This is a genomic window from Streptomyces sp. NPDC093064 (assembly GCF_044754605.1).
Taxonomy (GTDB): Bacteria; Actinomycetota; Actinomycetes; order Streptomycetales; family Streptomycetaceae; genus Streptomyces.
On sequence record NZ_JBIVPK010000040.1, the window covers coordinates 1 to 15,457 of the forward strand.

Below are 15,457 nucleotides of genomic sequence, written 5' to 3' on the forward strand. Positions count from 1 at the left end.
CCGGACGCCGAGCCCACACCGAACGCCACCGCGTCCTCGCCCTCTACGGCATCACATGATCAACCAGACATCCGAGGCAAACGCCGGGGCCCTGGTGGCGTCCCGATCTTCCCCCACGAGATAGAGAGCGCATCTACGACCCCACTTCCGCCCGAGCTATGTAGGGGCTGCGCGTCCCCTTCTTGGCCATGCTTCGACTGCGGGTTCTGGCCGCAGATGGATACGGCCATACAAATCGGCCCGACTGGCAAGAAGTTGCTGCCTCTGACGGTCAAGAACGCCGCGTCAGCTCCCGCGTCGAGTGGTCACGCGCACTGATGTGAGCGAGGCACTCGATCGGGTGATTGAGGCCCTGGCAGGGGCGAGCGAGGACGAGGTGGCCACTGCGCTGGCTGCGGTTGGCGGCGCACGTCCTCGCCCGCCAGCGCCTGCCACCGCCTTTCGGACGCCGCTGCCAGGCCCCAGAGGCGTCTCACAGATCGTCTCCGAGGTGGAGTGGGTCTGAGGGGCAGTTCCGTCTCGCTCTAGTCGGCGGTCAGGCCTTCTCTCAGTTCGGCCAGGCGGGCGAGGGCACTGGGGTTGCCTGCGTCAGCAGCGATCCGGGCGAGTTGGTCGGCTTGCCGTCTGTCTCCAGCCATTTCACGCATAATCGCGACCCGTGCCATGGCATGCGTATCGCCCGCATCAGCCGCAAGCCGGGCAAGTTCCTCGGCCCCTTCCTGGTCTCCCGCAGCTTCCCGCATGTCGGCCAGTCGCACTAGAGCAGTGGTGCTTCCTCTTTGGCCAGCCTGCTGAGCAAGGCGCACTGCTCCTTCCGGATTTCCTGCGAGTTCGCGCATTTCAGCGAGCCGGGCGAGGGCACTGGTGTCGCCGGCGTCAGCCGCCAGCCGCGCCAGATTCTCTGCTCCCTCTTGGTCTCCTGCTGCTTCCCTCAGGTCGGCCAGGCGGGCCGCGGCGCTCGGGTTACCGGCCTCGGCGGCCTGCCGGGCGAGCTTCTCTGCTCCCTCCGGCTCTCCGGCGGCCACTTTCATTTCGGCGAGTCGGGCTACGGCGCTGGGATTGCCCGCTGCCGCCGCCTGCTGGTACAGGCGTTCGGCTCCTTGTAGGTCCCCGGCCACTTCGCGGATGACGGCGATGCGGATCAAGGCGAAGCGGTGACCGGCCTCGATGGCCTGTTGCGCGAGTTTCTCGGCTTCCTCGTGCTCGCCGGCTGCCTCACGCATCTCGGCGAGCCGGACCAGGGCGAAGGACTGGCCAGCGCGCGCGGCTCGCCGAGCGAGTTGTTCGGCTTCTTCTCGGTGGCCAGCTGCCTCCCGCTCGGCGGCCAGCCGGACAAGCGCGCTTGCGTTCCCCACGCGGCGTGCTCCGCCCGCAATCGGTCGGCTAAGGATTCTGCATCGGCCCGCTCACCGTCGCCGCCGCCCGGAGCGCGCATCTGCACCGCCTCGACGCTCTGGCATCTCGCGAAAAGGGGCGCGGCCTGGGCGAGCCGACCGGCTTCAACTCTCCTGAGACGGCACCTTCCTTCACACATGTTTGACATTGACTTGAACATGCCATGAATAGGACGGGCATCGCATGAGTGCCCACGCGCACCGCACAACCCGCAATTGCCCGCGATCCGGACAGTGAAAGGTCAGGTGCACCACATATGCGCGCCACCGTCCGCCGTCTAGGCGCCCTCCTACCCGCCGCATTGCTCGTGGTCGGGTTCCAACTGGGCGGTACCCCGGCCCACAGCTCCCCCCAACCCGATCTGCGACTCGCCCCGCAGTCCACCGCGATCTCCGACAGCTGGATCGTCGTCCTGAAGGACGGCACCACCAACCAGCCCGCCGACACGGCCCGTTCCCTCACACGGGAGCACCACGGGACTCTCGGGCACGTCTACCGCAGCGCCCTGAAGGGCTTCTCCGCGAAGCTGTCGCGCTCCGAGGCCGCCTCGCTCGCCCGGGATCCGAAGGTCGCGTACGTCCAGCAGAACCAGACACTCCGGATCACCGACACCCAGCAGAACGCGACCTGGGGTCTCGACCGGACCGACCAGCGCGACCTGCCGCTGAACACGACGTACACGTACAACACGACCGCGTCGAACGTCACCGCGTACATCATCGACACCGGCATCCGCACCTCGCACAGCGAGTTCGGCGGGCGCGCCAGTGTGGGGACGGACACCGTCGGCGGCGGCCAGAACGGGCAGGACTGCAACGGCCACGGCACCCATGTCGCGGGCACAGTCGGCGGCAAGACCTACGGCGTCGCCAAGGGCATCTCACTGGTCGCCGTGCGAGTGCTCGACTGCAAAGGCTCCGGCACGACCGCCGGTGTCGTAGCGGGCGTCGACTGGGTCACGGCGCACGCCGTCAAGCCCGCCGTGGCCAACATGAGCCTGGGCGGTGGCGCGGACACCACGCTCGACAACGCGGTGAAGAGGTCCATCGCCTCGGGCGTGACCTACTCCATCGCCGCGGGCAACGGCAACATCCTCGGCATGCCGCAGGACGCCTGCACCACCTCGCCGGCCCGGGTCCCCGAGGCCATCACGGTCGGCGCAACCGACAGCACCGACACCCGGGCTTCCTGGTCCAACTACGGCACCTGCCTGGACCTCTTCGCCCCAGGCGTGAACATCACCTCGTCGTGGAGCACGAGCGACACCGCGACCAACACCATCAGCGGTACGTCGATGGCGACCCCGCACACCGTGGGGGTCACGGCCCTGTATCTGGCGACCCACCCGACCGCGACACCGCAGCAGGTGCGGGACGCCCTGGTGAACGGGGCGACCAGCGGAAAGGTACAGAACCCGCGCACCGGATCGCCGAACAAGCTGCTGTACTCGCTGCTCTGACGGTCCGCACGCACTTGCGCGCGGCCGGGACGCCGGGGTGCACACCGGCACCCCGGCCGCGCCATCTGTTCATCGACGCCCCGGACCGGGCCACTGTCCACTACCTGTCTCCGTATGCGCCGCAGCTCAATCGGGTCGAGGGCATCTGGTCCCTCCTCCGCAGGCGCTGCCAGGCCGACACCGCCTTCACCGACCCCGCCCACCTGATGTGCGCCCTCCGGCGGGGACTGCGCCAAGTCCAGTACCAGCCCGACCTCATCGACGGATGCCTTACCGGTGTCAGTAATCGGTGCTGGTCGGTCTTCCGGGGATGTCAATCCAGCGGGCGGCCGCGTCGAAGGTGTCCGCCGGGGTGCTGTTGAACGCGATCGCCGCGTCGGGAGCGTGTCGTCGAATCAGATTGATTACCTGCTCGAACAGCTCGCGTTGGTCTTCGAGCTTCCGCACACCGCCGCCGACGACTACGCACTCCCAAGGCCGGGCAGCCAAGGCGGCGCCGACGACCACCTCCACGTTGTCGCTGCTGTCGAGGCCGAACAGACACGTCTCAACGCCGACGCCGTGCTCGGCGAATCGAGCGATCCCCACCTCGATCGCGTCGGCTACCGGCTTGGGGTCCCAAGGCCCGGGAATCCGATACGGATCCAGCCCGATTACGAGGACGCGGGGTGTCGGGGCCGTTGTCTCCACCCCTGGACCCTACGTCGCAGAAGCGGAAGGAGTAGTCAAGAACGCGGATCCGCGTGGCAAGCGATCTGAGCGTCTACCCCCGATTCGTGCTGCCAGGGTCGCTGCACCAGGACTCCTTCATCGACGCGGGTGCCGGCATGGACGAGCGCGACGAGCTGGGGTGCCTTCATGGCCCGCCGGTAGCCGCACAGCTTCGGTTTGCGTCCGCGGCTGATCAGGTCGCACCCTCTCCGGTGCCTTCAGCAGGGTCGCTGCCGGGGCCGCCCTCGCCGGCCGCGTACGGGCGGGAGGGCCTGGACCAGGGGGGATGAGCTGCGTGACCCGTGCGTCGTTCCCGTCACGCAGGCGTCACCGGCTGCCGGCCGCGCTGCTGCGTCGGTCAGCCGGCCTGGGTGTCTGGCGTGCCTTGGTGGTATCGCTGCCGCCAGCGACCGTCCTCGCGCATCCAGATGGAGCTGCGGTGAACCACGCCGACGGCGTCCTCGGTGCGGAACCGAATGTGCACGACGCCCGGGGCGAGCTCCACGACCCGGTCGAAGGTCACGCCCTGCACCTGGTCCGGGATGGTGTTGAGGACACGGATCACCTCCTCGCGCTCCCAATACCTCCCGGTGCGCCCGATCTCGTAGAAGTCATGATGGATCAGCTTTTCGAGCCGGCCGACGTCATTGCGCGCCTCGGCACTGAGGAGCGAAGACTCGAGGCGGATGATCTCCTCGCGGAGATCCACCATGGCCGATGCTTCGTCCGTCGCGGTCGGCCCGGACTGGACCGTGCGGAAAAGGCGTTCGGCGTTCTCGCCCAGAGTGTGGGGGTTCAGGCCTGCCTGTTTCAGGGCTGGGACCGGGTCTGCCACTCCCGTGCCGTACGGGGCGTCCGTGCCCAGGAGGAGGTGGGGTTCGCCGAAGGTTTCTGCGAGGTAGCGCAGGGCGGGGGCGGTGTGGACCACCGTGTCGCACCAGACTCGGTCCAGATAGGCGCTCGGGGGGTGGTGGGCGCGGGTGCGGAGGTCGGCGCGGTAGTGCCAGTTGTTGTCCAGGCGCGGCAGGAGCTGGGCGAGGACACCTCCGCCGTGGGCCAGTACCAGGCGCAGGCGTGGATGGCGGTCCAGGGTGCCGGAGGCGGCAAGACGAGCGTAGGCGAGGGCCGTGTCCAGGGGGGCTCCGACCGAGTTGTGCAGGAACAGGTCCGGGTCGTGCAGGGGACCGCAGTAGGACGGGTGCAGGGACAGCGGGACGTCCAGGGTCTCGCACACCGTGAACAGCGCGTCGAGGCCCGCGCGGTCGAGGGGGCGGCCCGCGACCGGGCCCGTGGTGATCTGCGCGCCCGCGAGACCGAGGCGGGTGACCGCCCGCTCCAGTTCGGCCGCCGCGTCCTCGGGGCGGCCCACGGGCAGGGTCGCGAGGCCGGTCAGCCGGCCGGCCGCCGCCGCGCTGCCCACGTACGCGGCGAGCGCGTCGTTCGCCGCGCGGGCGTACCCCGTCGCCTCCGGTCCGGTACCGAGGGCGTACGCGTGGGGGGTCAGGGAGACCACGGCGCGGTCTACGCCCTGGCGGTCCATACGGGCGAGGGCCGCGGCCGGGTCGGTCAGTTCCGGGTAGTGGGCGGGCAGGCGTTCGCCGGTGGGGGAGAGCAGGCGGCCGTCCTCGGTGGTGCGCAGGCCCGCCGCGAGCGCCGGTGGCCAGTCGCCGGCCAGCACCTGCGAGGGCAGCATGTGTGCGTGGACGTCGACGACGGTCATCTGGCGCCCTTCGACGGGACGCGGCGCGTCCACCCCGCGGCCTCACCCTCGGCCAGGCGGCGCAACACCTCCGCGCTGGTCTTGATGCCGTTCCTGAACCACTCCAGGGAGAAGTGCTCCTGCGAGGAGTGCTCCTGGAGGTCGGGCTGGCCGTACGGGACGAGGAGGCAGGGCAGTCCGGCGTGCTCGACGAACGCGCCGAAGACGCCTCCTCCGCCGATCGACGGGATCACCGCCGCTTCCTGGCCCCACACGGCGCCCAGCGCGGCGCGGGCCGTGGTGACGAGCGGGTGGGTGTCGGGGATGGAGGAGGGCGGGCAGTCGGCGAGGACGGTGAAGGTGATGTCGTCCCAGCCGCGGTCGTCCAGGTGACGGCGGATCAGTTGGGCAATGCGCGCCGGGCTCTGGCCGGGCATGAGGGCGATGTCGACCTTGGCGGTCGCCCGGGTCGGCACCGCCATCTTCAGGCCCTCGCCGGTGTACCCGGCCTCGATGCCGCAGACGCAGATGCGCGGCGAGAAGAACATCGCGTCCACCGGGTCGGACGTGGTGTAGGCGCGGACGCCCAGGTCCCGGGCCGGGGGGAGGAAGGTGCCGGGGAGGGCTGCCGCCGCGGTCCGGACCGACTCCGGGACCGGTTCGATGCCGTCGTGGAAGCCGTCGACGAGGATGCGTCCGTCCGTGTCGGTCAGGGACGCGAGCGCCCGGGTGAGGCGGTCCGCCGGGTTCGGCAGGATGCCTCCGTAGCTCGCCGAGTGCCACTCCTGGGGGCTGCCCTCGCAGGTGAACTCCAGGTAGAGCGCGCCCCGTACGCCGAGGAAGAGCGCCGGCTGCCACAGGCCCAGCGTGGAGGCGTCGGAGGTGTAGAGGGCGTCGGCGGTGAACCGTTCCGGGTGCTCGGCGATGAAGCGACGGGTGTTCAGGGAGCCCGTCTCGTCCTCGCCGTCGAGCATCAGGTCGAGCCGCAGCGGCGGCGGGGCGCCGGTGACGTCGGTCCAGACGGCGAGGGCGCACAGATGGGCGAGGAGCTGGCCCTTGCTGTCGCCCACCCCCCTGCCCCACAGGGCCCCGTCGTGGACGGTGGGCTCGAACGGCGGGAACGGCCAGTCGGCGGGGTCGCCGGCGGGCACGACGTCGTAGTGGCCGTAGATCAGCAGGTGTGGGGTGTCCTCGGCGGCGTGCTCGCCGAGGGTCGCCCAGACGATGGGGCTGCCGCCGGTCTCCAGGGTCTCGGAGTCGACGCCGATCCGCTTGAGGATGTCGGTGAGGAGCGCCGCGCATTCGCGTACGCCCTCACCGGTGACGCTGACGCTGGGCTGTGCGGCGAGTTCGACGAGCCAGGACAGGAATTCGTCGGCGCGTTCGTCGATCCTCGCCCACAGCGCGTCGCGCAGCGCGGTCCCCGTCGGTACCGGGCCTGTCGCGTCGGTGGTGTGCTCAGAAGCCGTCACGGTTGATGTCCTTGTAGAGCAGGTAGGCGGCGGTGCCGGGGCCCGTCGGGTAGAAGTACTGGGGGCAGTACGGGGCCATGTAGATGAAGTCCTCGGTCTCCACCTCCATGATGTCGCCGTCGAGGTGGTACAGCCCGGAGCCCTTCAGCATCCACAGGCCGTGCTCCTCGTCGTGGACCTCGACCTTCGGGAAGACGGCGCCCGGCTCGAAGGACAGCACGCTCATCGAGAAGTCGTAGGGCGCGTCGACGGGCAGCAGTTCGGCGCGGCTGATCCCGGCGACCGAGCCGGGCCGGTACTCGGCGTCGCCGATCCGTCCGCTGACCGGCTGCGGGGCGGGTACACCGGGCCAGGGCTGGTGCTCCTGCTTGATCCACAGCAGCCGGGCCGGGCTCGCGGTGTCGTTGCGCAGCTGGAAGCCGGTGCCGGTGGGCAGGAATGCGAACCCCTGGTCGGCGAGGTCGTGCTTGGCGCCGCCGGCCAGGACGTGCGGCGTGCCGTCGAGGCCGAGCAGGAAGTGCTCGTGCTCGGCGCCGGTGACGGCCGAGGTGCCGCCGCCGGGCTCGATCTCCAGCAGGTACCAGCCGAACCGGGCGCGGTGCAGCCGCGGCGTGGCCAGCTTCTTCACGATCACTCCGTCGAAGCCGGGCAGCCGGCTCGGGAACTGGTTGGCAGGGGTGAGCAGGTGGTACGCGTCGGTGCGGCGCCCACGGGAGACGGAGACCGTGGTCGGCGGGGCGTAGGGACGGTCGGGGGTGGTGGTCATGTGCTCTCTCCTGGCTGTCGTGGGCTGAGGTGTGTGCGGTCAGGTGGTCTGGAGGACCGGGGCCGCGGGCCGCGGCTCCTTTGCGTGCGGGACGCCGGGCGTGCGGGCGAGGAAGCGGCCGCCGCCCGCGAGGCCCGGTACGGGGCGGCCGTCGCGTACGGCGATCCGTCCGCCGGCGAGGACAGCGCGGGGCGCGCCGATGACCTCGATGCCCTCGTACGGCAGGTGGTCGACGGCCGAGTGGTGGTCGGCGACCGTGAGGGTGCGGCGGCGCTCCGGGTCGAAGACGAGCAGATCGGCGTCGGCGCCGGGGGCGATCAGGCCCTTGCGAGGCAGCAGCCCGAACATGCGGGCCGGGGCCGTGGACACGGCGTCGGCCCAGCGGCGCAGGGTGATGCGACCGGTGCGGACCCCGAAGTGGTGGAGCAGAATGATGCGCTGCTCGATGCCGGGCAGGCCGTTGAGGATGCAGTCGAACCGCGGCTCCATGATCTTCTGGTCGGCGATCCGGAACGCGCAGTGGTCGCTGGAGACCGTGGCGAGACTGCCGTCGGCGAGTGCCTGCCACAGGGCATCCCGGTCGGCGGCCCGGCGCAGCGGCGGTGAGCACACGGCCTGTGCCGCGGTGGTGAGGTCGCCCTCCAGGGCATGCTCGTCGAGGACCAGGTAGTGCGGGCAGGTCTCGCCGTGCACGTCCCAGCCCGCCGCGCGGGCCCTGCGGATCGGGTCGAGTGCGGTGGCGCCGGATACGTGGACGATGTAGACGCGGGCGCCTGCGACCCGGGCCAGGTGCGCGATCCGGTTGACGGCCTCGGCCTCCAGCAGGTCGGGGCGGGTGTGCGAGTGGTGGTGCGGCGCGGTCTCGCCGCGGTCGATCGCCTGCGCGGTGAGCAGGTCGATCGCGTCGCCGTTCTCCGCATGCACCAGCACGGTGACGCCGAGCGGGGCCGCGCACTGCAGGATCCGCAGCAGCCCGCGGTCGTCCGTCATCCGGCGGCCCCGGTAGGCCATGTACACCTTGATGCTGGTGACGCCCTCGGCGACCATGCGGGGCAGCTCGGCCAGTTCGTCCTCGCCGGGCTGGACGAGCACCATGTGGACGCCGACGTCCGCCGCGGGCCGCTGGGCGAGCATCCGGGCCCGCCAGGCGTGCAGCGCGGCTAGCGGTGACTCGCCGGGCTCCGGGTAGCAGAAGTCGACGACCGACGTGGTGCCCCCGGCGAGCGCGGCGACGGTTCCTTGGTGGAAGTCGTCGCAGGTGCGGTGACCGCGGATCAGGGTGTCCAGGTGGGTGTGCGGGTCGATGCCGCCGGGGAGCACCCAGCAGCCGCCCGCGTCGATCGTCTCGTCCGCATCGGCGTGATGCAGCACTCCCGGGCTCGCGACTGCCGTGATGACCCCGTTCTCGACGAGGACGTCCGCCGGTTCGGTGGTGTCGGGGCCGATGACGGTGCCGCCGGTGACCAGCACCCGGCCGGCGGCCGGGGGCGTCGGCGCACCGGACGCGGCGTAGTGCGGTGCCGTCCCCTGGGTGGACTCAGGCACCGAGGTTCACCCAGACCGTCTTCGGCAGCGTGTACTGCTCCATCGCGTGCAGGGACTTGTCACGGCCGGTGCCGGACTGCCGGAAGCCGCCGAAGGGGACGGTCACGTCGGAGTGGTTGTAGCAGTTCACCCACACCGTGCCGGCGCGCAGTGCGCGGGAGACCCGGTGCGCGGTGGTGACGTCACGGGTCCAGACGGCGGCGGCGAGCCCGTACTGGGAATCGTTGGCGATCCGTACGGCGTCGTCGGCGTCCTTCGCGGTGATCAGGGACAGCACGGGGCCGAAGATCTCCTCCTGGGCGACGCGCATGTCGTTGGTGACGTCGGCGAGGACGGTGGGCTCCATGTAGCAGCCGCCGGAGTCCCGGCGTCCGCGCTCGCCGCCGGTGGCGACGCGTGCGCCTTCCTCACGGCCGATGCCGACGTAGCCGAGGACACGGGAGAGCTGGGTCTCGTCGACGAGTGCGCCCATTCTCACCGCCGGGTCGAGGGGGTCGCCGGGCCGCCAGGCGCCCGCGGCCTCGACGAGCCGCTCGGTGAACTCCTCGCGCACGGACTCCTGCACGATGACGCGGGAGCCGGCGCTGCACATCTCGCCCTGGTTGACGAACGCGCCGAGCGCGGCACCCTCGGCCGCGGCGGTGAGGTCGGGCGCGTCCTCCAGGACGATGTTGGGGGACTTGCCGCCGCACTCCAGCGACACGCTCTTCATGTTCGACCGGGCCGCGTACTCCAGGAAGAACTTGCCGACCTGGGTGGAGCCGGTGAAGGCGACCTTGTCGACGTCCGGGTGCAGGCCGAGGGCGCGGCCGACGGACTCGCCGAGACCGGTGACGACGTTGAACACGCCCTCGGGGACGCCCGCCTCCGCCGCCAGCGCGGCGAGCGCGAGGACGACGTGCGGGGCCTGCTCGGCGGGCTTCACGACGAGGGAGTTGCCGGTGGCGAGGGCGGGGGCGATCTTCCACATCGGCATGCCGATCGGGAAGTTCCACGGCACGACGGCGGCGACGACGCCGAGGGGTTCGCGGGTGACGAGGGCGAGCGCGCTGTCCGCGGTCGGCGCGACATCGCCGTAGACCTTGTCGATGGCCTCGGCGAACCAGCGCAGCACGTCGGCCGCATGGTCGGCCTCGCCGAGCGTGGAGCCGATCGGCTTGCCGCTGTCGAGGGTCATGACCAGCGCGAGGTGCTCGCGGTCGCGGCGGATCAGCTCGGCGAACCGCAGCAGCACCGCGCGGCGGGCGATCGGCGCCATCCGCGACCAGACGCCGGACTCGAAGGCGCGGCGAGCGGCGGCGACGGCCCGGTCGACGTCCGCCGGGCCCATGGCGGGGCTGGAGGCGACGGTGCGGCCGTTGACGGGCGAGACGGTGTCGAGGCGTTCGCCGGAAGCCGCGTCGGTGTGGGCGCCGTCGATGAACGCGCGCTTTTCCCAGCGCAGTTGCTCGGCCCGCTGGTGCCATTCCTGGGCGGTGATGGTCATGGGGTGCTCCTCTTGCGAAGGGTCTTCGGGGTCGTGGGGTGGTGCGGAAGGCCCGGCTCGGTTCCGGGCCGGGCTGGGCCGGCTCAGTCGCGGCGCAGCCAGATCTCCGGCTGGCGCTCGGACGCGGGCTCTCCGGTGGCGATGTCGGCCCACAGGGCCTCGGCCGCCGTCTTGTCGTCGCGCAGGTCGACGAGGACGCGGCCGTCCCTCATCACGAGCCGGGGCCGGCCGAGGGCGCGCAGATCAGTGAGCGGGTCGCCGTCGACGACGAGGACGTCGGCGCGGTAGCCGGGCTCCAGGCTGCCGAGGTTGTCCTGCTCGCCGAGCGCGGTGGCGCTGCCGAGGGTCGCGGCGCGCAGTGCGTCCGCGGCGCTCAGTCCGGCCTCCGTCAGTGCCTCCAGCTCGCAGATCAGGACGTCGCGGGCGGGGATCCAGTGGATCGGGTCGCTGCCCGCGGCGATCGTGACGCCGGCCTCGACGGCGTAGCGGACCGACTGCTCGTGGACGGCGCCGATCCGCTCCTCGTACACGGCCGCCTGGTCCTCGGTGATCGTCTTGCCGACGTTGAGGTGCGTCTTGGTGCGGAAGGCCCACAGGGTGGGGACGTAGACGGTGCCCTGCGCGGCCATCCGGGTGGCGAGGGGCGCGTCGATCGTCAGGCCGTGGTCGATGACGTCGACACCGGCGGCGACGGCGCCGCGGGCTGCGTCGATGCCCTCGCAGTGACAGCCGACACGGGCCCCGAGGAGATGGGCCTCGCTGACGGCCGTCGCGATCTCCTCGTCGTTGAGGTACCGCAGGCACAGCGTCCAGTCGGAGTCGGCGGTGGTGTGGCTGAGGACGAGCTTGATGAAGTCGGCGCCCGCCAGCCGCTCCAGCCGGACAGCGCGGCGTACGGCGTCCGGACCGTCGGCGAAGACGTTGCGCCAGTCGACGGGAGCGCCGCTGCCGACGACGTTCGGGCCGGCCGTGAAGGCACGGGGGCCCAGCACCCGACCCGCGGCGAGCTCGGCGCGCAGCGCGTGGATGCCGCGGTGCTTGCAGCCGGGGTCGCGGACGGTGGTGATGCCGGACTCGATGAACCGGCGGGCGGTGATGACGCCGTCGACGACGCTGCGCGTGATGAGGTCGGCGTCCGCCTCGACGCCGGACCGGCTCATCAGGTGGGCGTGCGCGTCGATGAGGCCGGGCAGGATGTGCCCTCCGTCGGTGTCCACGATCTCGGCGCCCGTCTCGTGCGGTACGGCGTCACGGCCGACGACCTCGGTGACGCGCCCGTCCTCGACGACGACGGCGGCACCCTCGCGCCAGGTGCCGCGGCGCACATCGAGGACGGGACCGCCATGGACGAGGGTGGTGGTGCTCATCGGATCGACTCCTGGGGTGTGCGGTGGGTGAGCAGAGCGCCGGTAAGGGCGAGCGCGGCGGGCAGTCCGGCGACCACCGGGACGCCGAGTTCGGCTTCGAGGGCCGGCGCGAGGGCGCCGACGACGGAGCCGATCAGGACGAGGCTGTCGGCGGCGTCCCGGTGCCGTGCGGTGCGCCCGGCCCGCACGTACTGGTCGAGCAGCGCCTCCGGGTCGCGTACGGCGGCGGCGGTGTCCGTCGCCATCGGCACGATCGATGCGAGCCGCGCGTCGAGCCCGTACCGGTGCACGAGGCCCCGCACCAGCGGCACGGAGTGCGGTGAGAACACCGGTACGGCGAACCGGCCGCCGTACAGGCAGGCCTGGAGCATGGCGGCCTCGGCGATGCCGACGACGGGCACCGGCAGCAGGCCGCGGACCTCGGCGAGGCCGGGGTCGTGGCCGCAGGCGATGACCACCGCGTCCCGCCCGGCCGCGAGCCGAGGTGCCTCCCGGAGGGTCAGCGCGGCGGCGAGTGCGATGTCCTCGCCGGTGTCGACCCCCGCCGGACCGCCCGGCAGCGACCGCACGTCGACGTCGATGCCCGGACCTGCCCAGAGCTCGGCGCCGGAGCGGATACGGCCAGTGGCCACGGCGGAGCTGTTGGAGTTGAGGACCAGGACGGAGCGCCGGGTGCCGTGGGCAGGGGCCGTCGTCGCCGTGACGCCGGGGCGCGCGCCGGCCGTCACGGCGACCGGACCCGCGCTCCCGGAACCCTCGCACGCCGTCACGGTGCCGCTCCCGTCGCCGCCGATGCCGCTGCGGGCGTCGTCGCGCCCAGGCACGCCGCCGAGATGTCGTCCGCGGCCGGGCGGTCGAGTTCGCCGACGACGGCGCCGCGGGACATCACGAGGACGCGGTCGCAGATCTGGGCCAGTTCCTCGTGGTCGGAGCCGACGACGAGGACGCCGAGGCCCTCCTCGGTGAGCGCGGTGACGGTGTCGAGCAGGGCACGGCGGGCGCCCACGTCGACGCCCTGCGTCGGCTCGTGCAGCACCAGGCAGCGCAGCCCGGGCCGCTGGAGCCACTTCGCGAGGAGCACCTTCTGCTGGTTGCCGCCGCTCAGGGTGCCGAGCGGCCGGTCGGGTTCGGTGCGGGGCCGTACGTCGTAGCGCTCCATCGCGTCCTGGACGGTGTGGCGCTCGGCGGTCCGGTCGACGAAGCCGCGGCGGGTGTGGCGGCGCAGGCTGACCAGGGTGAGGTTCTCGCGGATGCCGAAGCTCTGCACGCCGCTGTGCTGTTTGCGGTCGGCGGGCAGGACGGCGAGTCCCGCGGCGAGCGCGGCCGAGGGGCGCCAGGTCCGCAGGGTGCGCTCGCCGACGGTGAGGGTGCCCGCGGTGCGGTCGGAGCCGAGGAGCAGTGTGGGCAGGGAGTCGTGCCCGGCGCCCGCGCGCCCGGTGACCCCGACGATCTCGCCCGCGTGCACGGTCAGGTCGATGGGGCTGCCGGTGCGGCCGCGAAGTCCCTCGGCGCGCAGGATGGGCGCGCCGGGTTCGGTGCGCGCGGTCCGGGCGGCTGCCGCCTGGGGCGCGGATCCGATGATGGCGGCGGCGAGTTCACCGGGTCCTGCGATGTCACCCGCCTCGTGTTCGGACACCAGGTGCCCGTCGCGCAGCACGACCACGCGGTCCGCGATCATGCCGACCTCTTCGAGGCGGTGGGTGCAGAAGGCCACGGCGGTGCCGCGGGCGGTGACCCGGCGGATCGCGTCGAACAGGCTGGTGCGCTCGCGTTCGGTGAGGTTGGCCGTCGGCTCGTCGAGGACCAGCAGCTTGGAGTGGCGCCGGCCGCGCGCGTACAGGGCACGGGCGATGGCGAGGACCGCCCGCTCGCCCTGCGGCAGTCGGTGCACGGGGGCCGCGGGGTCGATATCCATGCCGAGGCCGTCCAGCAACTCCTTGACCTGTCTCGCCTGTTCCCGCCAGCGCACGAGTCCGGCGCGGGAGGTGACGAGGGCGCCGACGCACACGTTCTCGGCGACGCTGAGGGTCTGGGCGAGGGCCAGGTCCTGGTGGACGAAGGCGAAGCCCAGGTCGGCGGAGGAGGTCGGGGTGAGCGGCAGCCGGTGCTCGGTGCCGTCGACGATGAGACGGCCACCGGCGTCGGGGACGTGGAAGCCCGAGAGGATCTTGAACAGGGTGGACTTGCCGGCCCCGTTCTCGCCGAGGACCGCGGTGGTGCGACCGGCCGGGAAGTCGAGGGAGACGGAGTGCAGGACGCGGGATGGGCCGAAGGTCTTGCTGATGCTCTCCAGCCGGATGCCCCGGTGCTGCGCACCTGACCCGACGTCCTCGGGCCGCCCGTCGCTCTGTTCCGTGAGGGTGCCGGGCGCGGTCATCGCGTCTTCCACAGGGCGGTGAAGCCGCCGCGGTAGTCGGCGCCGTCGAACAGGGCGTCCTCGTCGGTGAGGTCCTTGCCCTTCAGGTTGTCCTTGACGAACAGCTTCAGCGGGACGACGGTCGTGGCCGCCTTCTGCCCGGCGATCGCGCGCAGGCTGCGGTCCATCATCGCCCAGCCCAGCCAGGAGTTGTTGTTGCCGACGTCGGCGCTCTGGACGCGCCCATTGCGGACGAACTCCAGGTTGGCGGTGACCGCGTTGATGCTGGAGGCATGCACCTCGGGCCGGTTCGCGGCCTCGATCGCGGGCACCGTGAACTGGGCGATGCCGTCGATCGCCGGGAACACCCAGTTCAGCTTGCGGTTGCGCATCAGCGTCGAGGAGGTGACCCGTTCGGCGCCCTGCTTGAAGTCGGCCTGGTTGAGATCGTCGACGGAGAGGCTGCAGCCACTGCGGCAGAACTCCTTGAACCCGTCCTGGAGGCCCTTCTTCAGCGCCGTGAACGTCGCGACCGAGGGCAGGTGCTGGTACGAGGCGTGCACCGGGCCGTCGGTCGCGGTGACCGCGTGGGCGGCGAGGATCCGGCCGGAGTCGTAGAAGTCGACGCTCACGGCACCGGCGGCGCCCTCCTCCAGCGGCGCGTTGGCGTCCACGTTGAACGCGGAGATCACGGGCACCTTGGCCTGCTGCGCGGCGCGGACGGCGCCGCTGACCTCGCTGAGGTTGATGCCGAAGGCGACCACGGCGGCGGGGTCGGTCGCGAGCGCCTGCTCGACACCCTTGCCCGCGGTGCTGGTGGAGCCCTTGGAGTCGAAGACGCGGACCTTCACTCCGGCCTGGCGGCCGGCCTCCGTCATCCCGTTCAGGACGGCGCGGACGTACGGGATGCTGTTGTCGAGGGTGACCACCCAGATCGTCTTGCCGCGGGCCGCGGTGATGTCGAAGGCGTCGCCGGGCTTGCTGAACACGGTGGGGCCGGAGGCCTTGTCGACCAGGGCCTGCGCGCTTTTCCGGGCGGCGGCGACGGTCTTGCTGTCAGCGGCCTTCTCGGTGGTGCCCTGGGCGGTGCTGCACGCGGAGAGCGGCACGATCAGCGCGGCGGAGAGGAGTGCGGCACCGGCGGCTCTGCTCCGGGGGAGGCTGTGGATTCGCACGGGGGTTCCTTTCGGCGTTCGGGTGG

General features: G+C 71.8%; 12 protein-coding genes and 1 pseudogene. 1 reads left to right on the plus strand and 12 read right to left on the minus strand.

The window, feature by feature from the left end; genetic code table 11:
- Positions 1-524: 524 nt before the first annotated feature.
- Entirely contained in the window at positions 525-1,355 is an 831-nt protein-coding gene (locus ACIQFZ_RS32530; RefSeq protein ID WP_402692892.1) for a hypothetical protein, read from the minus strand.
- A gap of 296 nt (positions 1,356-1,651) precedes the next feature.
- Here ACIQFZ_RS32530 and ACIQFZ_RS32535 point away from each other — a divergent pair, with 296 nt between their 5' ends.
- Positions 1,652-2,854 carry a S8 family peptidase gene (locus tag ACIQFZ_RS32535; RefSeq protein WP_402692893.1) on the plus strand — a complete coding sequence of 401 codons (1,203 nt, stop codon included), beginning with the start codon at positions 1,652-1,654 and terminating at the stop codon, positions 2,852-2,854.
- A gap of 279 nt (positions 2,855-3,133) precedes the next feature.
- Here ACIQFZ_RS32535 and ACIQFZ_RS32540 read toward each other — a convergent pair whose 3' ends face one another.
- The 11 genes and pseudogenes from ACIQFZ_RS32540 to ACIQFZ_RS32590 all read right to left on the minus strand — a co-directional run bounded on the left by ACIQFZ_RS32540 (position 3,134) and on the right by ACIQFZ_RS32590 (position 15,431).
- Entirely contained in the window at positions 3,134-3,544 is a 411-nt protein-coding gene (locus tag ACIQFZ_RS32540) for a hypothetical protein (protein WP_402692894.1), read from the minus strand.
- A 245-nt stretch (positions 3,545-3,789) separates the two neighbouring features.
- A pseudogene (locus ACIQFZ_RS32545) lies at positions 3,790-3,880 on the minus strand (IS5/IS1182 family transposase); the annotation flags it as partial.
- A 43-nt stretch (positions 3,881-3,923) separates the two neighbouring features.
- A complete protein-coding gene (locus ACIQFZ_RS32550; RefSeq protein WP_402692895.1) occupies positions 3,924-5,285 on the minus strand; it encodes an amidohydrolase family protein in 1,362 nt (453 codons plus the stop codon).
- The gene (locus ACIQFZ_RS32555; RefSeq protein ID WP_402692896.1) at positions 5,282-6,736 is read right to left on the minus strand and encodes a M20/M25/M40 family metallo-hydrolase; all 1,455 of its coding nucleotides are present in this window, start codon (positions 6,734-6,736) and stop codon (positions 5,282-5,284) included. Before ACIQFZ_RS32555 ends, ACIQFZ_RS32550 begins: the two co-directional genes overlap by 4 nt.
- Entirely contained in the window at positions 6,723-7,502 is a 780-nt protein-coding gene (gene allE / locus ACIQFZ_RS32560) for a (S)-ureidoglycine aminohydrolase (RefSeq protein ID WP_402692897.1), read from the minus strand. The genes ACIQFZ_RS32555 and allE overlap by 14 nt, the downstream gene beginning before the upstream one ends.
- Before the next feature lie 39 nt (positions 7,503-7,541).
- Positions 7,542-9,047, minus strand: a complete 1,506-nt coding sequence (hydA, locus tag ACIQFZ_RS32565) for a dihydropyrimidinase (RefSeq protein ID WP_402692898.1) — start codon at positions 9,045-9,047, stop codon at positions 7,542-7,544.
- The gene (locus ACIQFZ_RS32570; RefSeq protein ID WP_402692899.1) at positions 9,040-10,533 is read right to left on the minus strand and encodes an aldehyde dehydrogenase; all 1,494 of its coding nucleotides are present in this window, start codon (positions 10,531-10,533) and stop codon (positions 9,040-9,042) included. Before ACIQFZ_RS32570 ends, hydA begins: the two co-directional genes overlap by 8 nt.
- Before the next feature lie 83 nt (positions 10,534-10,616).
- The gene (locus ACIQFZ_RS32575; protein WP_402692900.1) at positions 10,617-11,900 is read right to left on the minus strand and encodes an amidohydrolase family protein; all 1,284 of its coding nucleotides are present in this window, start codon (positions 11,898-11,900) and stop codon (positions 10,617-10,619) included.
- Positions 11,897-12,670 (minus strand): aspartate/glutamate racemase family protein, encoded by a 774-nt coding sequence (locus tag ACIQFZ_RS32580; protein ID WP_402692901.1) that lies wholly within the window; start codon positions 12,668-12,670, stop codon positions 11,897-11,899. The genes ACIQFZ_RS32575 and ACIQFZ_RS32580 overlap by 4 nt, the downstream gene beginning before the upstream one ends.
- A complete protein-coding gene (locus ACIQFZ_RS32585; protein ID WP_402692902.1) occupies positions 12,667-14,277 on the minus strand; it encodes a sugar ABC transporter ATP-binding protein in 1,611 nt (536 codons plus the stop codon). The genes ACIQFZ_RS32580 and ACIQFZ_RS32585 overlap by 4 nt, the downstream gene beginning before the upstream one ends.
- On the minus strand, positions 14,274-15,431 hold the full coding sequence (locus ACIQFZ_RS32590) for a sugar ABC transporter substrate-binding protein (RefSeq protein ID WP_402692903.1): 1,158 nt from the start codon (positions 15,429-15,431) through the stop codon (positions 14,274-14,276). Before ACIQFZ_RS32590 ends, ACIQFZ_RS32585 begins: the two co-directional genes overlap by 4 nt.
- Positions 15,432-15,457: the final 26 nt, after the last annotated feature.